This is a genomic window from Mesorhizobium sp. B283B1A, from assembly GCF_020165735.1.
GTDB classification, from domain to species: domain Bacteria; phylum Pseudomonadota; class Alphaproteobacteria; order Rhizobiales; family Rhizobiaceae; genus Mesorhizobium; species Mesorhizobium opportunistum.
Genome location: NZ_JAIUIQ010000004.1, coordinates 196,982 through 217,039, shown reverse-complemented (window position 1 = coordinate 217,039; position 20,058 = coordinate 196,982). Strand labels below are relative to the sequence as shown.

The 20,058-nt window shown below is 62.9% G+C and carries 10 protein-coding genes and 3 pseudogenes; 10 read left to right on the top strand and 3 right to left on the bottom strand.

Annotation, left to right across the window (positions count from 1 at the left end):
- Nucleotides 1-11: 11 nt before the first annotated feature.
- Complete coding sequence (locus LB577_RS04940; protein ID WP_224685777.1) at nucleotides 12-1,895, top strand: ATP-binding protein; 1,884 nt, start codon at nucleotides 12-14, stop codon at nucleotides 1,893-1,895.
- Between the two features lie 174 nt (nucleotides 1,896-2,069).
- Nucleotides 2,070-2,663 carry an SOS response-associated peptidase gene (locus LB577_RS04935; RefSeq protein ID WP_023777355.1) on the top strand — a complete coding sequence of 198 codons (594 nt, stop codon included), beginning with the start codon at nucleotides 2,070-2,072 and terminating at the stop codon, nucleotides 2,661-2,663.
- Nucleotide 2,664: 1 nt separating this feature from the next.
- Here LB577_RS04935 and LB577_RS04930 read toward each other — a convergent pair whose 3' ends face one another.
- Nucleotides 2,665-3,075, bottom strand: a complete 411-nt coding sequence (locus tag LB577_RS04930; protein WP_224685776.1) for a hypothetical protein — start codon at nucleotides 3,073-3,075, stop codon at nucleotides 2,665-2,667.
- 217 nt (nucleotides 3,076-3,292) lie between these two features.
- On the opposite strand from LB577_RS04930, the gene LB577_RS04925 reads away from it, so the two are divergent.
- The 8 genes and pseudogenes from LB577_RS04925 to LB577_RS04885 all read left to right on the top strand — a co-directional run bounded on the left by LB577_RS04925 (nucleotide 3,293) and on the right by LB577_RS04885 (nucleotide 16,927).
- A complete protein-coding gene (locus LB577_RS04925) occupies nucleotides 3,293-3,694 on the top strand; it encodes a hypothetical protein (protein ID WP_084018490.1) in 402 nt (133 codons plus the stop codon).
- Nucleotides 3,588-6,038: pseudogene (ligD, locus tag LB577_RS33425) on the top strand (DNA ligase D). The gene LB577_RS04925 and the pseudogene ligD overlap by 107 nt, the downstream one beginning before the upstream one ends.
- A gap of 175 nt (nucleotides 6,039-6,213) precedes the next feature.
- Nucleotides 6,214-7,155 (top strand): ArdC family protein, encoded by a 942-nt coding sequence (locus LB577_RS04910; RefSeq protein WP_224685773.1) that lies wholly within the window; start codon nucleotides 6,214-6,216, stop codon nucleotides 7,153-7,155.
- Nucleotides 7,156-7,309: 154 nt separating this feature from the next.
- Nucleotides 7,310-9,441, top strand: a pseudogene (locus tag LB577_RS04905) (ParB/RepB/Spo0J family partition protein).
- Nucleotides 9,442-9,534: 93 nt separating this feature from the next.
- A pseudogene (locus LB577_RS04900) lies at nucleotides 9,535-10,007 on the top strand (hypothetical protein).
- 321 nt (nucleotides 10,008-10,328) lie between these two features.
- Complete coding sequence (locus tag LB577_RS04895) at nucleotides 10,329-14,657, top strand: strawberry notch family protein (RefSeq protein ID WP_224685772.1); 4,329 nt, start codon at nucleotides 10,329-10,331, stop codon at nucleotides 14,655-14,657.
- A complete protein-coding gene (locus LB577_RS04890) occupies nucleotides 14,654-15,664 on the top strand; it encodes a toprim domain-containing protein (RefSeq protein WP_224685771.1) in 1,011 nt (336 codons plus the stop codon). Before LB577_RS04895 ends, LB577_RS04890 begins: the two co-directional genes overlap by 4 nt.
- 342 nt (nucleotides 15,665-16,006) lie before the next feature.
- On the top strand, nucleotides 16,007-16,927 hold the full coding sequence (locus LB577_RS04885) for a DUF2493 domain-containing protein (protein WP_224685816.1): 921 nt from the start codon (nucleotides 16,007-16,009) through the stop codon (nucleotides 16,925-16,927).
- A 337-nt stretch (nucleotides 16,928-17,264) separates the two neighbouring features.
- Here LB577_RS04885 and LB577_RS04880 read toward each other — a convergent pair whose 3' ends face one another.
- Both LB577_RS04880 and LB577_RS04875 read right to left on the bottom strand, forming a co-directional pair.
- Nucleotides 17,265-18,254 carry a zinc-binding alcohol dehydrogenase family protein gene (locus LB577_RS04880; protein WP_224685770.1) on the bottom strand — a complete coding sequence of 330 codons (990 nt, stop codon included), beginning with the start codon at nucleotides 18,252-18,254 and terminating at the stop codon, nucleotides 17,265-17,267.
- A gap of 17 nt (nucleotides 18,255-18,271) precedes the next feature.
- A complete protein-coding gene (locus LB577_RS04875; RefSeq protein ID WP_224685815.1) occupies nucleotides 18,272-19,921 on the bottom strand; it encodes an ABC transporter substrate-binding protein in 1,650 nt (549 codons plus the stop codon).
- Nucleotides 19,922-20,058: the final 137 nt, after the last annotated feature.

Genomic DNA, 20,058 nt, shown 5'->3' with positions numbered 1-20,058 from the left:
AAGGGTGTGTTTTGCAACCTGAATCGACATACGCCAGCACCCGCGGCGGCAAATCCGATCGCGGATCGCCGAAGCTGAGGCGCAGCGCGTCTGTTTGGCGCTTGTTGCCAGACCCTCTCCGCGGCATTGGGGGGCGCCTGCTTGTTCGCGTCTTGATCTTCAGCTCGGTGATCACGCTTCTTCTGACATTGGCGCAGCTCTACCTCGACTATCGTAGCGACGTCCAAGCAATAGATCAAAAGATGTCCGAGATTGACAGCAGCTACCGGCAAAGTCTCAGCGAGGGGCTCTGGGAAATGGACGGGCGCCAGCTTCAATTGCAGGTCGACGGGATTCTTCGCTTGCCTAATATCCGCTACGTCGAACTGCGAGAGACCACGGATCAAGCTGCCCCCCTCGTCGTAACCGCCGGCTCCCGCCAACCCAATCCACCCGAGCGGCACGAACTCAAGATTTATTATTCCAAAGGCGACGCCAGGCAGTTGCTTGGCATTCTCGCGGTCGAAGCCACGTACGATGAAATCTATCGCCAGCTTCTCAACACCGCGGCGACGATCATGGTCGCTCAGGCGATAAAGACGTTCATGGTTTCCTTTTTCATCCTCTTTACGGTCCACCGGCTGGTCACACGTCACATCACGGCGATAGGAACCTCACTCAGGGGATATGATCTTCGTGGTTCGCAAGAACCGCTTCGACTCCAGCGGCGCCCGTCTCGGCCAAGCGACGAGCTTGACTTTCTCGTCGGGGCATTCAACCAGATGTGGAGAGGGCTGCAGCAAGCGTATGACGACCTGCAGCTCCAGGTTGGATTGCTGCAGCGACTTCCGGTATCCGCCTGGACGCTCAAGCCCGATGGGACGCCGGATTTCGTGAACCAAGTCTGGCTCGAGTTTGCGGGTCAGACCCTCGACTTCGCGCGGTCGCATCCCGAGGCCTGGATGACTGCGATCCACCCCGATGATCGGGCGATGGCGGTCAAGAGCTTTTGGGAGGGGGTACATTCGGGGCAGGATTTCGCAATGGAGACCCGATCTTTGCGCGCTCGGGACGGGGCATATCGTTGGCATCTCCAACAAGCCGTGGTCTTGCGCGATTCCGAGGGCAAACTCCTCAGATTCGTCGGTACGACGACCGACATCGACGACCTGAAGCGGGCCGAAGAAGCCTTGCGCCAAGCGCAGGGCGATCTTGCTCGCATTAATCGGGTGACAACCATGGGAGAGCTGGCAGCATCCCTTGCGCATGAAGTCACTCAACCGATCACCGGTGCGCTCACCAATGCCACCGTCTGCCTGCGAGGACTCGATCGAGACCAGCCCGATTACGATCAACTGCGCACGGCCGTCAACAGAATGGTAAGAGATGCGCAACGTGCCGCCGACATTCTGAAACGAATACGCTCACAGTTCGAAAGGGGCAGCCTGGATCGTGAGGTTCTCGATCTAAACGAGATCAATCGAGGAACCGTGGCCCTATTGCGCGACCAGGCAGCGCGATACAAGATATCGGTACGAACGGAGCTGGCGACCGATCTTCCTCGGATCGCTGGAGATCGCGTGCAATTGCAGCAGGTCGCAATGAACCTGATCGTCAACAGCATCGAAGCGATGAAGAGCGTCGATGGGGTAAGAGAGATCGTCGTCAAGTCGCAGCGCGTCGACAACCACATACTTGTTTCTGTCAGCGATACCGGCCCAGGGTTCCCCCAGGACCTCGCGGAACAGATATTCGATCCGTTCTTTACAACAAAGCCAGACGGAACGGGCATGGGACTTCGGGTCGCCCGTTCAATCATCGAGTCGCATGGTGGGCGCATGTGGGCGATCGGTTCCCACGGGCGCGGTGCAACCTTTCACCTAAGTCTACCCTTCGCGATTTCAGTCAATGATTAGCCAGCCGGTGTGCAGCGGTTCGCCCCGGCGAGGGCCTGAAAGAAATCCGCGACGCTAGCAAGCCCTTCATTGAGGCCGCAAAGGAGGCAGACATCTTCTTTGAGCGCTGACACGCTTTTCAACGTGCCCTCGACAGCGTTACCATAGAGAGCCCGCCCAAGTCCGGAGCCTCCCATGTGCAACGATTACGAGCAGCATGTCGCATGGGCCGAATATTGCCGGGTGATGGCGTCGCTGGCGCTCAAAATCCCTAGCCACCAGACCGAACTCGATTTGCCACAGGCGGACGACGTCCGCATCAACGATCCAGCGCCGATAATGCGGGCCGCTGATGACACAATCGAACTGGCGTCAATGACGTTCGGGTTTCCGCCGACCGGACCAAAGGGCGGCCCAGTGTTCAACTTCCGCTCCGAAGGTCGGCAGTTCGGAAACAGCAAACGCTGCCTCGTTCCTGCGTCCGCGTTCTTCGAGTTCACGGGAACGAAATATCCGAAGGCGAAACATCGCTTCACGCTCAACGGCTCTCCCTTCATGGCCATCGCGGGGCTTTGGCGTGAAGCTGTCGGCAACAAGGCGCCCACCTTCACCATGCTGACGACCGATCCCGGGCCGGATGTCGCGCCATATCACAATCGTCAGGTCGTGGTGCTTCAGCCCGAGAATTGGGCGGCCTGGATCAACCTGACGAAGCCCGAGGCTGAGCTTTTGCGGCCGCTTCCAGCCGGCTCAATCTCGGTCGAAACAGTTCGCCCCGAAAGCTCGTGACTTAGCTGCGCAGAATCTCTGGTACGCTGAGCGGACCGAGATCGAGAACCCGCCGGTATTCGCCTGCGCGGCGCCAGACGCCTCGCACCTTTCCATTCTCCCGATCCCGCTTCGGATCAAACCTCAGCCCCTCAAAATGATCCAGAAAGGCCTGTGCGGATTCGGCATCGCTGAAGCAATGGAGCCGATAGTCCCCATCGGCCTCCAGCCAAACTGCGGCGGCCCGGTCCTCGTCCTCGGTAGGCTTGTCGTCTTCTGGGAAGCCTTTGATATCCCACCCTTCCAACGCAAACAGCCCTTCCGCTCCTTGCAAAGTTGTGATGCCAGCGCGTGCAAACACGGCTTCGGCTGCGGCGATGCCTCGTGCGAGCTCTTCGGGAGTTGCGTCCTCGATGTTCAAGCGAAGTTCCATGGTTCGCCTCCTGTGACCAAATCCGGCCAATGTGAACAAAATGAGAACAGAGAGTCAAGCGCACCCTTGACGCGAGAGGAATATGTTCCTTATTTCAGCGTGACTGGAAGCAGCATGGGACCATGGCACGGCGTCAATCGCGCTGGCCGGCGAAGCTATGGCAAAGACAGCGGAAGACAATTTTCGGATCGAGGTCTGGGATCGCGAGGAGCAGGCTTTGGCGGAAACCATTTCGCGTTCCCCCGATTCAACGGTGAGTCAGGCAGCCTGGCAAGCCGCCATCCGGCGCCGGCCGGGCATGTTGCTGATCCACTACAACAGTCGGCATGTGATGGAGAAGATCCTGACGCCGGGCGAGGTGAAGATCCCGCCGCAGACCATCATCGATGGCAGCGTCCATGCCGGCCTCGATGTGGCGCTCGGCGATCTTCGCGAATGGCATGTGTTGCGGGCCTGGTGCAGATCCTGCTCGCACCATGCAACGGTAAAGCCTGCCGGGCTGATCCAACGCTATGGAAAAGCCGCTCTGTTCAGCTCGGTCGAGCGAGCGCTTTTCTGCACGAGCTGTGACAGGGGCGGGCCTGTCCGGCTTGAAATTCACAAGCTGCCACGTAACTGAGCAGAGCCGAAGGGAGCACAACCTGATCGATTCATCAGGCAAACTCGCCGCTGTACCGGCCAATCCTATCGTCGCCGATGCGTGCGAACGATACCGGTCGCATGCATATCCTGAATGCAAACCATGCGGACCGCCGCGGACGGGGACAGTCGGTCCCGCGTCCCGTCCTGCGGCCGGCGCTATGCTGACGCTCCTACGGCTGTCCCGTCCACCGCCCGCGGCGGGGGCGAATTTCCTCCGTCCAGCGCGCGACAATGTCCGCTGTTGCGGACGCGCGCAGGACTGCGGCTTATACGCCGTTCTTCCTTGGAGCGCCGACGGTCGCCGGCGCGTAGATGCTTGGGTATGGAACCGAACCGCGGGGCAGGCTATTGAATCGGACTATGTATCCGAGTTCCGTATGTCGCCTGGAGATGGCATCCTAAGCATCAGCAAAAGGCGCACGCGGCGCAGAGACTCGAAATCTGTCCCTGCATATCCGCTGCCGGGGTTTCGATCGTTCCAGCTCTGCACATTGACAGACCACATACCGGTGGGCAGGGATTGGCTCTTCGAGATGAAGTTCGACGGCTATCGTGCCCAAGTCGCCATCTCCGGCTCGAATGTCGTCGTCTATACGCGCAATGGCCACGACTGGACCCGACAGTTCAAGGTCATCCTGCCGCCGCTTCAGAGACTGACAAAGGGCGCGGCACTGATCGATGGTGAGATCGTCGCCATCGACAGCCAGGGACGTACGAGTTTCTCCATGCTGAAAACCGGCATTGCCGCGGGTTTGCCGCTCAAGTTCTATGCCTTCGATCTGCTTGAATGCGATGGCCAAGATCTGTCGAACCAGCCGCTCCTCAAGCGCAAGGAGCGGCTTGAGTCCCTGCTGGGCACTCGCCTGCCAGACGACTGCCTGCAATTCTCCAGCCACATCGTAGACCAGGGCAAAAGGGTGTTCGACGCCATGTGCGAGGGTGGCCACGAAGGTATCATCGCCAAACGCGCCGACAGCTCCTACGTCGGCGATCGCACCAGGAGTTGGCTCAAGATCAAGTGCACGAAGCGACAGGAATTCGTTGTCGGCGGTTATCGCCCAAGTGACACAGGACATGGTATGGCCTCGCTGATCCTCGGCACTTACGACAATGGCAAGCTCATCTACCGCGGCCGCGTCGGCACTGGGTTCACGGCGGCGATGCGCAAGGACATCCTGGCGAAGCTCGAGAGACGCAGCGTTGAGAAACCGGCTTTCGCATCCGTTCCGAGAGAAATTGCCCGCCGTGCCCGGTGGGTCAAGCCCGAGCTGGTCGCTGAAGTCACCTATGCCGAAGTGACACCGGACGGCAGCTTGCGACATCCAAGCTTTGAGGTCATGCGCGAAGACAAGCCAGCCGACCAGGTCGTGATGGAAATGCCGAAGACGCCGGCAACTCTTGGCCCCGCCAATCTCGACCCGGGAATCGGGAAGGAGATCGCCGCTGCTGTCGGCGTCAAGCTGACGCATCCGGACAAGGTCATGTACCCGGGGACCAAGGTGACCAAGGCCACGTTTGCCGCCTACTACAGCGCAGTCGCCGAGAAGATGCTGCCGCACATCCAGGATCGGCCGCTGTCGCTGGTGCGCGATACCGACGGCGACCTTCAGCAGACCTTTTTTCAGAAGCATAAACTGCCAGGCATGCCCAAGGCCATTCATGACGGCTAGTTGGCGAAGATGTCCGGTAAGGAAAGCCGCATCCTTTGGGTCGGCGACCTGGCGGGGCTGATCGCGGGCGTCCAGATGAATGTGCTCGAATTCCACATTTGGGGGAGCCTGCGCCAGCAGCCGAATCTGCCGCACCGCATGATCTTCGACATCGATCCCGACGAGGGCCTGGGCTTCACCGCCGTCAAGCAGGCAGCCCTCGACATTCGGGGCATTCTTGAAGCGCTTGGACTGCAGTCATGGCCGTTGCTGTCCGGCGGCAAAGGCGTTCACGTGGTCGTGCCGCTCGTCCCGGAGGCAGACTGGGACGAGGTCACGAGCTTCTGCCAAGACTTCGCCGAACTACTGGCCCGCACAGATCCGTCACGCTTCGTTGCCAACATGAGCAAGGCGAAGCGCAAGGGCCGGATGTTTCTCGATTACCTGCGCAATGGCCAGGGCTCCACTGCAATCTGTCCCTGGTCGACTCGGGCTCGCGCAGGGGCGTCGTGCGCGGTGCCGGTCAGCTGGGAGGAGTTGCCCACCTGCGAAAGCGCCAACGGTTTCGATGTTTTCGCGGCCGCCGCGCGGGCTCAGCTGCCCGAAGCCTGGGTGGGTTATTTCGACGTCGAACAAACGCTTACCGACCGCATCCGCCACGCAGTCCGGTAGCAAGATGGTCAGCGACATTTGCCTTTTCGGCGCCCGACGTCTTTGCCCAAAATCGAGAGCGTCCTCCCTTCTGAGAGGACCCCGCAACGCCGTCTAGAGTGAGAGTACGGACCGGTTTGCCGTGACGGGTTGAGAGCTGGAGGAGGGCCTCCGGCGCCCGTCGCGGAGAACCGCGATGTCCAGACAATACGCTCGCGCCGGCGCCGACCGGGCAAGCCTCTATGACGAAATCACCAACAAGATCATCGCCGAGCTGGAGGCTGGGCGCTTTCCCTGGGTGCAGCCCTGGGGCACGACGGCGACGAAAGCTTCTCTGGCCATGCCGGCCAACGCCGCGACCGGGCGCGCCTATTCCGGGATCAATGTGCTGATTTTGTGGGGAGCGGTCGTCGAGCATGGGTTTCCCGTCCATAGCTGGCTGACTTTCCGCCAGGCGCTATCGCTGGGCGGCCATGTCCGCAAGGGCGAACACGGCACCACCGTCGTCTATGCTGACCGCTTCATTCCTGACGATGAGAAGAATCGCGCACGAGAAACCGGCGAACCAGCACAGGCGATGCCGTTCCTGAAACGCTTTAGCGTGTTCAACGTCGGGCAATGCGAAAATCTCCCCGACGATCTGGCCGTGGCTCCGCCTGCACCGGAGCCTGGACTGATAGAGCCGGCAGTCGACGCGCTGATCAAGGCGACCGGGATCGATTTCCGCATCGGTGGCGATCGCGCCTATTACGCTCCGGCGCATGACTATGTTCGGGTGCCGCCGCCGCAGGCGTATTTCGAGACCATCGACTGGCACCGCACCGCCCTGCACGAGCTCGGGCATGCGACCGGCCATGCCTCCCGCGTCGGCCGTGACCTCAGCGGCGCCTTCGGCACCAAGAAATACGCTTTCGAGGAACTGGTCGCTGAGTTGAACGCAGCCTTCTGCTGCGCCTCGCTTGGCATCGTGCCGACCGTGCGCCACGCCGACTACCTGGCCTCCTGGCTTCAGGTTCTGCGCGAAGACAACCGCGCCATCGTGCGTGCCGCCTCCCAGGCGAGCAAGGCGGCCGACTGGCTGCTCTCCTTCCTGCCGCAACCTGACGGCATCCAGGACGGGTCCAGGCGAGGTCGATGAGACCGATATCGACAGGAGGGCGGCGTGATCCTCCTCACGTGCCTCGGATCTTCCGTGCGCGGTGCGGTCCTCAGAGTGAGAGGGCTGCGCCCCGTCTTTGTGACGGGTTTGGAGGTCGGGAGAGTCTCGGCCGCCCGTCGCGGAGATAATCGACATGGCTACCGTCAAGCAGAAGATCACCCTCAATGCCTCGCGTGACATCCCTTTTAACAAGCTGACGCTGAGCCAGTCCAATGTCCGGCGCATCAAGCGCGGGGAAACGATAGAGGACCTCGCCGCCTCGATCGCACGGCGCGGCCTGCTCCAGAGCCTCAACGTCCGGCCAGTGCTGGATGGCGAGGGCAACGAGACCGGCATGTTTGAGGTGCCGGCTGGCGGGCGCCGCTATCGCGCGATGGAATTGCTGGTCAAGCAGAAGCGCATGATCAAGACCGAGCCCGTTCCCTGCGTCGTCACCGATGCTCGCAGCGCTATCCCGATGAGGAGGATTCGCTTGCCGAGAATTTTCAACGCGAAGATTTACATCCGCTCGATATGTTTCGCGCCTTCCAGACCCTGCACGACCAGGGCGCCAGCCACGAGGAGATCGCGGCACGCTTCTTCGTTTCCGCAACGTTCGTGCAGCAACGCCTGCGGCTCGCGAAAGTCTCGCCCAAGCTGCACGACATTTACGAGCAGGACGGAATGAAGCTCGATCAGCTCATTGCCTTTACCGTGACAGACGATCAGGCTCGCCAGGAACAGGTCTGGGAGGCGCTCGAGCATTCGTGGTCGAACGAGCCGCATCAAATCCGGCGCATGCTGACCGAAACCACTGTTCGGGCAAGCGATCGCCGGGCGCAGTTCGTCGGTGTCGAGGCCTATGTCGCAGCCGGCGGCGTGATGCTGCGTGACCTGTTCGAGGCCGACAATGGCGGCTGGCTGCAGGACCCTGTGCGGCTCGACCGCCTGGTTCGCGACAAGCTGAAATCGATCGCAGATGAGATCGCCGCCGAAGGCTGGAAGTGGATCGTGGTCGATATCGATCTGCCCTATGGCCACAATCACGGCCTGAGGGCGCTCGCCGGCACGCCCACCGACCTAACCGAAGCGGAGTGGGCACAACGTGAAGCGCTACGCAAGGAATACGATCGGCTGGAAGCCGAGTATTGCGAAGCCGACGAACTCCCCGACGATGTCGATCAGCGCCTCGGCGAGATCGAGTCCGCGCTCGAGGCCTTCGAGAGCCGGCCGATGAACTACGATGCGGCCGAGATCGCTCGCGCCGGCGTGTTCATCAGCATCGATCATAATGGCGATCTCGTCATCGATCGGGGCCATGTGCGCCCCGAGGATGAAGCCATACAGACGGTCGGCGGCGACTCCGCCCAGCCCTGCGGTGCGAACGGGAGTGAGGATGGCAGTGACGATTTTTCCGTTCGCCGCGCCACCATCACCATCGGTACTCAGGCGTCCGAGCCCGAGGAGGATGAGGGCGACACCATCAAGCCGCTGCCCGAGCGCCTGGTGATCGAACTCACCGCTCATCGCACGTTGGCGTTGCGCAATGCCGTGGCCGAGAACCAGCATGTGGCCATCACGGCGCTCTTGCATCGGCTCGTCCTCGACACATTCGGTCAGCGTTCCGCGACCGGCTGCGTCGAGGCGTTTGTCCGGCATATCCACCTGCCTGCGCAGGACGCCGACCTCAAAGACAGCCCGGCGGCCAAGGCGGTCGATGAGCGCCATGCGGCATGGAAGGGCGACATCCCGCTTGGTGACGACCAGACTCTGTGGGTCTGGCTTGACAGTCTCGATGAAGCCAGTCGGCAGGCGCTGCTAGCGCACTGCGTCAGCTATGGCATCAACGCCCTGTTCGAACGACCCAACCCCTATGGCAGCGGCATTTCCCAGCATGGGCAGGATCAGCGCTTGCGCGAAGCCGATCGCCTGTCTCGCGCGACCGGGCTCGACATGGTGGGTGCGGGTTGGCGCCCTACGGTCGCAAATTATCTCGGCCGGGTCACCAAGTCCCGCATCCTCGAAGCCGTGCGCGAAGGCGCCGGCGAGCAGGCGGCCCAGCTCATCGATCATCTCAAGAAGGGTGACATGGCCAAGGAGGCCGAACGCCTCCTTGCCGATAGTGGCTGGCTGCCCGAACCGCTCCGTCTGACCGCTCAGGACGCACCGGCTGTGCAGCCGGACGAGGGCGAGGAAGCTGACTTGCCCAAGTTCCTCGCCAGCGATGATGAAGACGACTCGGCGGCAACCGACGAGGTCACCGCTCACGCGGTCGCTGCCGAATAGCACCCATAGACAGCGCGGCTCCGGTCGCCACGTTCCCCTTCACCTCACGGCCCGGCTCACAGCCGGGCCATTTTCGTTTCAGGAGACACATCTATGTCCGCCCACATCGTCTATGACAACGCCCCGCTCGGTTCGCTCATCCGCTATTCGGACGGCACGCCGAAGCCGCCAGCGCGCTTCACCCGCAAGCTCGCGGATTGGGAGCGCCGCAACGGTCTCGGCCGGCTGGTCCGCAAGTCACCCCCGCGCGACCGTCCGACCTACAGCGCTCCGGCCTCAATCACGCTCAACGAAGGGAATTTTTCCTCCGGCGGCATCATCCTCGTGACCATTATGCGCACCTACTCGCTCGACAGCGCCCTCAGCTTCGAGATCGTCGAGCGGCCCGCGATCGGCATGGTCCGGGTCCTGCAGCAGATCGGCGACACGACGAGTTGCTGCACCTCGCCGAGAGCCGCGATGCGGCCGAACTCTGGAGGGCCAAGACCGGATACCGCAATGCGCGTCTAGAAGACATCACCGCCGACGAGGTCGGCGCCGATGTCGTCGAAGGACGGGCGGCCTGACCGCGCGGCGTCACACCGCACACCCACAAGCGTCGATCCTTCCACCATCGCGGCCCGGATTCGGACGAGTGCCGAGTGCTTTTCAGGATCAGCACTACGACTGCAATGGTTTCCTTCGGAAGTCGAAGCCTGACGGAGGAACATGATTGAGATCGGTTGATAAACCGGCAAGCGCTCCACCTCATGGCGGGGAGCTTGTTCATTTTGGCGTCGACCGGCGCCTGAGAGGGAGAGATTGGCCGGGATGGGTTTGAATCCGCGCGGTCCAGAGAGAGCCCCGCGCGGCTCGATCCTGTCCCCCGCTCTCCCGAGGTTCACACCATGACCATGATCTCGCCCGCTGCGACGGTTCCCGCTGCCGCGCCGCTGCCGCTCGCCGAAGCCGACGCCGCCGGCGCCATCTTCGCTGCGGCCGGCCTTTTACTTCCCCATCTCGAACGCGGCGAGCGTATCGACGCGCCAAAACTGCGCGCGGCGATGGAAGCCGCGTTCGGGGCTTCCGATGCAGCCGGCGCCTGGGACTGGAAACAGGCTTACGATGCCTGCGAGGCCGCCACGGTCCTGTTCCTTCGCAAGTATGGAAAGGCACTGTTCCGCAAAGCCGCGTCTCCGGCTCTCGGGCTTTCCGCATTGTCGAAGATGGCCGGGCTCATGCCAACGCACACCCGCCGATCCGAAGAGGCGCAGAGCTACCAGCAGTTCTCGACTCCCATCCCGCTCGGCCTGGTCGCGGCCACAGCCGCCGCCATTACGCCGGCCGACCGAGTGCTGGAGCCTTCCGCCGGCACCGGGCTGCTGGCCATCCTGGCCGAGATCGCCGGCGCCTCGCTAGTCCTCAATGAGCTTGCCGAGAGGCGCGCGGCACTTCTCTCCTTCCTCTTTCCGGCCGTCTGCGCCAGCCGCTTCGACGCCGCCCAGATCGACGACCATCTCGATCCCGGCGCCGTGCCGAGCGTGGTGCTGATGAACCCGCGCTTTTCGGTCACGGCTAATGTCGAGGGCCGCATGGCCGAAGCGGCCTGGCGGCATATCGCCTCGGCGCTGGCGCGCCTTGCGCCCGGCGGGCGGCTGGTAACAATCACCGGTGCGAACTTCGCGCCCAACCATCCGGCCTGGACCGCCGCCTTCACGCGCCTGCAGGAACGTGGGCGCGTCGTCTTTTCGGCCGCCATCGACGGCTCGGCCTACGCCAAGCATGGCACGACCTTTCCGACACGCCTCACCGTCATCGACAAGCTCCCCGCGGACGATCCCACCGTCTTCACGGATGCTCCCGGCATTGCTCCGGACGCGGCGACGCTGCTCGCGTGGATTGAGGAGCGCCTTCCCGCGCGGCCGCCGGTCGTAATGCCCGCCGTTTCCAGCGTGGCATCGGCGGTCGTCGCGCCCCGCACGGTGCACGGCTGTCTCAGACGCTCGGCGAGAACCACGCCACGCACATCGATCGCCGAGCCGGAAGCCATCGACCTCGCCTATGAGGCCGTCGACTGGCAGGCGGCCGAGGACGGCCAGATCAGCGACGCCATCTATGAGGCCTACGGGCTTCAGGCGATCCGCATTCCCGGCTCTCGGGCTCACCCCACCCAGCTCGTTCAATCGGCGGCCATGGCCTCGGTGGCGCCACCCAAGCCGAGCTACCGGCCGCGCCTGCCGAACAACGTCCTTGACCTGCTCTCGGACGCGCAGCTCGAGACCGTCATCTATGTCGGCGAGGCTCACACCGAATATCTCGCCGGCGCCTGGACGCTCGACTATACCTTTGACGTGGTTAGCGCCGCGGCCGATGACGCCGCAGGGGCCGTGCGCTTCCGGCAAGGCTTCATGATCGGCGACGGAACGGGTGTAGGCAAGGGCCGCGAGTCCGCCGCCGTAATCCTAGACAATTGGATGCAGGGCCGTCGTAAGGCGGTCTGGATCTCCAAGTCCGACAAGCTCATCGAGGATGCGCAGCGCGACTGGTCGGCGCTCGGCATGGAGCGCTTGCTGGTCACCCCACTCTCCCGCTTCCCGCAGGGCAAGCCGGTCACGCTGGCGGAAGGCATCCTGTTCACCACCTATGCCACGCTGCGCTCCGACGATCGCGGGGGGAAGGTTTCGCGGGTCAAACAAATCGTCGAATGGTTGGGTCCGAATTTCGATGGGGTCATCATTTTCGACGAGGCGCACGCCATGCAAAACGCCGGCGGCGGCAAGGGCGAACGCGGCGACGCCGCTCCCTCCCAGCAAGGCCGTGCCGGCCTGAGGCTCCAGCACGCCCTGCCGAATGCCCGCATCGTCTATGTGTCGGCGACTGGCGCCACCACCGTGCACAATCTCGCCTATGCCCAGCGGCTCGGCCTCTGGGGCGGCGAGCATTTTCCATTCTCGACCCGCGCCGAGTTCGTCGAGGCGATCGAGGCCGGCGGCGTGGCGGCCATGGAGGTGCTGGCACGCGACCTCAGGGCACTCGGCCTCTATACGGCCCGCTCGCTTTCCTTCAACGGCGTCGAATACGAGCTGATCGAGCATGAGCTGACGCCGGAACAGATCCGCATCTATGATGCCTATGCCGACGCCTTCGGCATCATTCATAACAATCTCGATGCGGCCATGCAGGCGGCCAACATCACCGGCAGCACCGGCACGCTCAATGCCCAGGCCAAGTCGGCCGCGCGCAGCGCCTTTGAAAGCGCCAAGCAGCGCTTCTTCGGTCATTTGTTGACCAGCATGAAGACTCCGACCCTGATCCGCTCCATCACCCGCGATCTGGAGGAGGGCCATGCGGCCGTTGTCCAGATCGTCTCGACGGGCGAGGCACTGATGGAACGGCGGCTGGCCGAGCTGCCGACCGAGGAATGGAACGACGTCCGAGTCGACATCACGCCGCGCGAATACGTCCTCGACTATCTCGCCCATTCCTTCCCGGTGCAGCTCTATGAGCCCTTCACCGACTCCGAAGGCAATCTGTCCTCGCGCCCGGTCTACCGCGACGGCCAACCCGTCGAGAGCCGCGAGGCGGTCGCCCGGCGCGACGAGCTGATCGCCAAACTCGCCAGCTTGACGCCTGTCCCCGGCGCGCTCGACCAGATCATCCAGCATTTCGGGGTGGACATCGTGGCTGAGGTCACCGGCCGGTCGCGCCGCATTGTCCGCAAGGGCGAGCGCCTTGTCGTTGAAAACCGTGCCGGGTCAGCCAACCTCGCCGAGACACAGGCCTTCATGGATGACCAGAAACGCGTTCTGGTTTTTTCGGACGCGGGCGGAACGGGGAGGAGCTACCACGCCGACCTCTCGGCCCGGAACACGCGGCTGCGTGTGCATTATCTGCTCGAAGCCGGCTGGAAGGCCGACACCGCCATTCAGGGCCTGGGCCGCACGCATCGCACCAATCAGGCGCAGCCGCCGCTCTTCCGGCCGATCTCGACCAATGAAAAGGCGGAAAAGCGCTTCCTCTCAACGATCGCGCGGAGGCTCGATACGCTGGGTGCAATCACGCGCGGCCAGCGCCAGACCGGCGGCCAGGGCTTGTTCCGGCCAGAGGACAATCTGGAAAGCCACTATGCCCGCGATGCGCTACGGCAACTTTATCTGCTGATCGTACGCGGCAAGGTCGAGGGCTGCTCGCTCGAGCGTTTCGAGGCGGCAACCGGCCTCAAGCTCATGGATGCCAATGGCATCAAGGACGAGTTGCCGCCGATCACCACCTTCCTCAATCGCCTGCTCGCACTGACCATCGCGTTGCAGGGCGTGCTGTTCGGTGCCTTCGAGCAACTGCTGGCGGCGCGCGTCGAGGGCGCGATCGCGTCAGGCACCTACGACGCCGGGCTGGAGACGCTGCAGGCCGAAAACTTCGTCGTCACCGATCGGCAGGTGATCTACACGCATCCGCGCACCGGCGCCGAAAGCCGCCTGCTCACGATCACCGAACGCAAGCGCAATCGCCCTGTCACGCTCAGTGCTGCGCTCGATCATCTCCGCGATCCGCGTGCCGTACTGCTCATCAACGAGCAATCGGGCCGCGCCGCCGTGCAGATCCCGACCCCCAGCGTCATGCTCGACGATGGCGAGGTCGAGCGACGGGTCCGCCTGATCCGGCCGATGGAAGGCCAGAACATGCCGCTCAAGGCCATGGGCGAAACACGCTGGGTCGAGGCCGATCGCGAGGCTTTCTCAACTGCCTGGGCGGCCGAAATCGCCGGGGTGCCGGAATTTTCGGACTCGGTCTTGCACATGGTCACCGGCCTGCTGCTGCCGATCTGGAAGCGCCTGCCCAACGAGTCGACCCGCGTTTATCGACTTCAGACCGACGAGGGCGAGCGCCTCATCGGCCGCCGCGTCTCGCCGGCATGGGCCGCCAACGCCTCTGCACCGAACGTGGTTGCGCTATCGCCGGAGCAGGCTTTTGCGGCTCTGATGGACGGCCGGACCATCCTCGATCTTGCCGAGGATCTCCAGCTTCGCCGCGGCCGCGTCATGGGCGCATGGCGTATCGAATTGTCCGGCTTCACCGACACGATGCGCGAGCGCCTCACCACCTACGGTCTCTTCCACGAGATCATTTCGTGGAAGCTCAGGATGTTCGTGCCGATCGACGCCAACGGGCTCGCCGTGCTGGAGCGCGTGCTCGATCGCTTCCCAATCGAGCGGGTCAGTGAGCGGGAGGCTGCATGATTGCGCGTCACGCTGCATCCGACCTCGCACACCGCCACTACCTCTCCAATGGCCGTCGCCAGGGCACCTATTGGACCGTCGGCGACGTCCGCAATGCGCCGGGCCGCTCGATGTTCGTGCGTCTGCAGCCATCCCCGAAGGGACCGCCAGGCAAATGGACCGACGCCGCCACCGGCGAGCATGGAGATCTGCTCGATGTCATCCGCGAATCCCTCGGACTGGTCAATTTCCGGGACGTCGCCGACGAGGCACGCGCCTTCCTCGCCATGCCGGATGTAGAGTCCGAGCAACGGCCGACGATGAAGCCACCTTCGGCTCGCACCGGTTCTCCGGAAGCGGCTCGCCGACTGGTCGCCATGTCGAAACCCATTATCGGCACCCTCGTGGAAACGTATTTGCGTGGACGTGGCATTACGACTTTGCACGGAACCGCAGCCTTGCAGTTCCATCCACACTGCTACTACCGGCCAGACGATCATGGACCGACCACGACCTTGCCGGCGATGATCGCCGCTGTCACCGACCTTGATGGACATCTGACCGGCGCGCACCGCACCTGGCTCGCATCGGACGGCACCGGCAAGGCACGCGTCAACACACCGCGTCGGGCAATGGGTGACCTTCTCGGTCACGCAGTCCGCTTCGGCGTACCCGGCAGCGTCATGGCGGCAGGCGAAGGCATCGAGACGACGCTATCGCTCAGATGCGCCATGCCCGACATGGCGATGGCTGCTGCACTCTCGGCATCCCATCTCGCCGCCATCCTGTTCCCTCCGAACCTGCGGCGGCTCTATGTCATCCGCGACAGAGATCCGGCCGGCGACGGCGCCAGAGACTGCCTGCTCGAGCGCGCGACGGACGCCGGAATCGAGGCAATCGTGCTCTCGCCGGCGATGGATGACTTCAACGAAGACCTCCGCCATTTCGGACTTGGCGCCTTCCGGGCCTCGATTGCGGACCAGCTCATGCGCAAAGATTGCATCCGCTATCTGACAGAGGCGGCATGAGCCGTGAGGGGAAGCGCGCGGCGCATGGTGCCGGTGCTCCGCATGGATGCGTGGCCCGCCGTCAGAGAACGGCGGCCCGGACTTCAAGAGGGCGATCGGGCCCACGAACTGGCCGGCCAGGCAATGGCGGCGGCCGACTATTTTCCGGCGGCGCACAACTGCTCGCGAATGGCAGCGATTGGTCGCGACGCCTTTCCATCGCGAGGCAAAATAGCCGGCCGCCGCCATCCTCCGCTGCGCTGCGGCCCTCCGCTTCGCTGCGGGTGCCGGACCGTCCCGCCCGTGCGCTCTCGTCGCCATGAAGGCCGCGGGGGTCGCGGTCAAACCGACGGGAGCATCGCAATGAGCGAGCACGACGACACCGAACTGCACCACGCCGCTTCTCCGACCGATCACATCCTCACCGAACTCCAGCTCTATGGCTGGCGCCCATTTGCGGACGAGCCCGATCCGCGACCGCTCCCCGGCGGCGACCAGGTGGCCGGAGCCGTGGCCGACATCTTTGACGCCCTTATCGCCACCTTGGCCGACACGCGCCTCGAACCCGACCTCGATGACCTTCTCTGGTCCGTCACCAATGTCTTCCACCGAGCTATACAACGGATCGAGCGGCAACTGGACGACAACGAGCAGGTCCAGCGCCGCCTGCAGCGCGAACAAGACGGCAGCGAGATCAAGGCGGTTGAACTCGAGACACTCACCGCCCAGGGCCAGACGATGATCGAACGGCGCGACGCCTTCGAGCTTATGCGTGACCAGGCCGCAGACCACTACGATGAGTACACCGGGTCGGCCTGGCGACCGCGCACGGGGTCGATGGTCAACCACCACCATCTCACCGCCGCAATGATCGATAGCCGCGACTTTCTCGCGGCCAGGGGGCGCGTGGAAACCGAGGTCGTGTTACCCGCCGGCCCCAAGATCGCCTTCTCCGGTGGCGATACCGCCGATCACCATTTGATCTGGGCAAAGCTCGACCAAATCCGCGCCAAGCACCCCGACATGGTGCTGATGCACGGCGGATCACCGAAAGGCGCCGAAAAGATCGCCGCTCGCTGGGCCGATCATCGCAAGGTGCCGCAGGTCGCCTTCAAGCCTGACTGGAGCAAGCATGCCAAGGCCGCTCCCTTCAAGCGCAACGACCAGATGTTGGCGGTCATGCCGATCGGCGTCATCATCTTTCCGGGCACCGGCATTCAGGAGAACCTCGCGGACAAGGCCCGCAAGCTCGGCATTGCGGTCTATCGGCTCGGCGGCTCGTGAGCGCCGCCTTTCCCACTCAAAGTCGCAGTCCAGGTTCGGTCAGCGCTATTGCGCAATGTTTTCTTCTCACCGAAGCCGACGTATGCCCCTAGTGACGCGAATGGCCAATTTGCGCCGCATGTCGGCCATTCGACTTCCGTCTTGATGTTCCCAAAACCAGCCGTTCTCGAAGCGCGGACCGCCGGCTGAAATGGCCGCGACGGTGTGGCGGATTGACGGGGCGATTTTTGGATACCAAAGCGCGACCACGGCTCAGCGAGAGGCTCAGGCGTCAAGATGGACGCTGTCGCGCGCCAAAGCTAACCTGCGAGATAGTCGCGTCGCGTATCGGCAGCTTTCAAGAAACCAGCAGGATCCGCCCCTTGATCCCCCTCTGTTCGAGGGCGGCATGGGCACGGGCAGCATCAGATAGTGGCATCGTTGTCCACTGGGGCGTCTGCATAGCGCATTGGGCAGCGAGGCGTGCCAGCGTTGCGACGGCAACTTCAAGTGCCGTCCCGTCAAGGCTCTCGGATGAATAACCGGTCAGCGATACCGGTCGGATCAGGTTCCATAGATCGAACCGGACATCACTACCCCCTACCGCACCAACAAGGGACATCGTCCCGCCAGGTTTCAGGGCGGAGACCGATGTTTCAAACACGGCTGCGCCCACCGTATCGAAAACGCCGTCGAGGCTTTGCGGCTCGACCAGAGACAGTTCACCGGCCTTTGAAGCCAAGACCCGTTCGGCTCCCAACGCGCGAACGTAATCGGCCTGCTCCGGCCGCGAGACGAGGCCCAGCACATGTGCGCCGAGCGCACTGGCAAGCGAAACCGCCGCCGAGCCCACGCCGCCGGCCGCGCCGGTGACCATGACGTGCCGTCCATCGAGCGGTCCGAGGCGTTGCAAGCCCTCGTGGGCGGTGACGCCGGCTAGCCCAATCGCCGCAATAGCCAGCGGATCCGTGCCGGTGGGTAGTTGAGCTGCCGCACTGGCATCGACCGTCACGAACTCGGCATAACCCCCTGGCCGATCTGCCCGGACCCCGCCGAGGCCCTGCATCATCGTGATGACCTGCTGGCCAACAAGTGCACGACCCGCGGAAGACCCCGCCTCAACCACCTCGCCGACGACTTCCACGCCAGGCACGTATGGAAAAGGCTCTGGCTTGCGGATAGGCCAATTGCCGGCCCTTATCTCAAGGTCGGTGTGATTGACCGCGGCGGCGATGGTCCTGATCCTGATCTCCGAGGCGCGTAGCGAAAGGACCGGAACGGTCCTCCACTCAAGGACCTCCGGACCGCCGTAGCGGCTGATGACGATGGATCGCATTTCGCTTTGCATGACAGCTGGTTCCGGATTCAGCCTTCATCCAGCCAGGCATCGAAGTATTCGTGTTCCTGCGTCGGATGGACCCGGACACCCTTGAGGGCTGGGACCCAGTGCTTGTACAGCTTTCGCCAGTAGGGCTGGATCAGAATACCGGCATCCTGCAGCATAGTCTCGATGTCCTTCATCAGAGCTTTGCGCTTCTCGGCATCGGGAATGGCAAGTGCGGCATTGAGCTTGGTATCAAATTCGGGATTTGACCACGCCGTTTCGTTCCAGGCCTCGCCCGTCCGATATGCGACGGCAAGGACCTGGACGCCGAGTGGCCGCATGTTCCAGGTCGTCATCGAAAACGGGTACTTCGTCCAATCGTTCCAGAAGGTTGAACCCGGGAGGACGGTCCGCTTGATCTTGATCTTCGCTTCACGCAGCTGGGCAGCGATAGCGTCGCCCGTGTTGCGGTGAAAGTCCTCGTCGGCCGTGATTAGCTCGAATTCAAAGTCCGTGAGACCGGCCTTCTGAAGCAAGCGGGCGGCCTTGTCGACGTCACGGCTGACTGGGGGCAGTTCGACATACTCGGGATGAATCGGCGAGACATGGTGGTTGTGGGCCACGTCGCCGGCGCCGCTATAGCCAAGATCGAGCACAACCTTGTTGTCAACGGCCAACTGCAGCGCATTGCGCACCCGCTGATCGTCAAAAGGTCTATTGGTGACATTCATTCGAGCCAGCAGAGTCCCCGCGGTCGCCGCCTCACCTTTTACCAGCCCAAGTCCATCCAAGCCTGCCAGCTGGTCTACCGGCGATTCGTAATTCGTGTGGATCTCGTTGGCTTCGAACGCTCCCAAGGTTGCGTTCGGGTCGGACCCGTAGTCAATGAACTCGATACCTTCGAGGTGCGGTTCCCCGCCCCACCATTTTCCATTTGTACGACGTTTCAAAACGACGCGGACGCCAACATCATAGGAAACCAACTCGAACGGTCCGGTGCCGATCGGGCATGCGCTAAAGGTCGCGCCTTTTTCGTCGAAGCTTTTGTGAACCAGCAGGGCCGGATAGCCGGCCAGAGTAGGAATGAACGTAATGTCCGGCTGTTGAAGTGTGATCCGCAGGGTCATGTCATCGAGGCGTTCGATGGCCGTCTCGCGCAACTTGCCGGTTGACTGGTCGATGAGCGTGCCCATCCGCCCGGCCATGGAGTTGCCGGCAGCATCTCGCTCGCACCAACGTCGCAGATTGAAGATAACGTCATCGGCCGTGAACGGATCGCCATTGTTCCAGGTTGCGCCGCGCCGGCAATGCATCACAAACTGAGTCGCATCGGCGTTGACTTCCCAGGATTCGAGCAGGCGGCCTTCAAACGTATAATCGGCGGTATACTTGACGAGCGGCTCGAGCGTCTGGCGCTGTGCATTGGCAATCTCCGACCAGTCCGCGGTCCGCGGGTCCTTCGGATCCTTGACGAACATCGCGACCTTCAAGGTGCCACCGCGTTTGGGCTCCGCCGCGAGGGCCGGCGTCAACGACGCACCGATAAGCCCGTAAGCCATGGGCGCCGATGCGCCGAACGCACTTGCCAGTGCCAGGAATTCGCGGCGATCCAGTTGGCCATTCAGACAAGATGCCACCGAGGCGTAGACGTGTTCAGGAACCTTGTCGGAATTGCTCGTAAACATTGGTATTTGTTTCCCTAAAGCCACAGTTCCGGCGCGCACAGTGATGCGGAATTTCAGACCGAACCGGCCGCGACACTTCCATATGAAACGTATTCGAGATAAGTGGGCGCGAGAGAGCAACACTTGAAACGAATTGTGTTGAA

What these genes read in the sequence shown, in the direction of transcription:
- LB577_RS04935 (WP_023777355.1), top strand. Translation starts at nt 2,070, where the DNA reads ATGTGCAACGATTACGAGCAGCATGTCGCATGGGCCGAATATTGCCGG.
- LB577_RS04930 (WP_224685776.1), bottom strand. Translation starts at nt 3,075, where the DNA reads ATGGAACTTCGCTTGAACATCGAGGACGCAACTCCCGAAGAGCTCGCA.
- LB577_RS04910 (WP_224685773.1), top strand. Translation starts at nt 6,214, where the DNA reads ATGTCCAGACAATACGCTCGCGCCGGCGCCGACCGGGCAAGCCTCTAT.
- LB577_RS04895 (WP_224685772.1), top strand. Translation starts at nt 10,329, where the DNA reads ATGACCATGATCTCGCCCGCTGCGACGGTTCCCGCTGCCGCGCCGCTG.
- LB577_RS04890 (WP_224685771.1), top strand. Translation starts at nt 14,654, where the DNA reads ATGATTGCGCGTCACGCTGCATCCGACCTCGCACACCGCCACTACCTC.
- LB577_RS04885 (WP_224685816.1), top strand. Translation starts at nt 16,007, where the DNA reads ATGAGCGAGCACGACGACACCGAACTGCACCACGCCGCTTCTCCGACC.
- LB577_RS04880 (WP_224685770.1), bottom strand. Translation starts at nt 18,254, where the DNA reads ATGCAAAGCGAAATGCGATCCATCGTCATCAGCCGCTACGGCGGTCCG.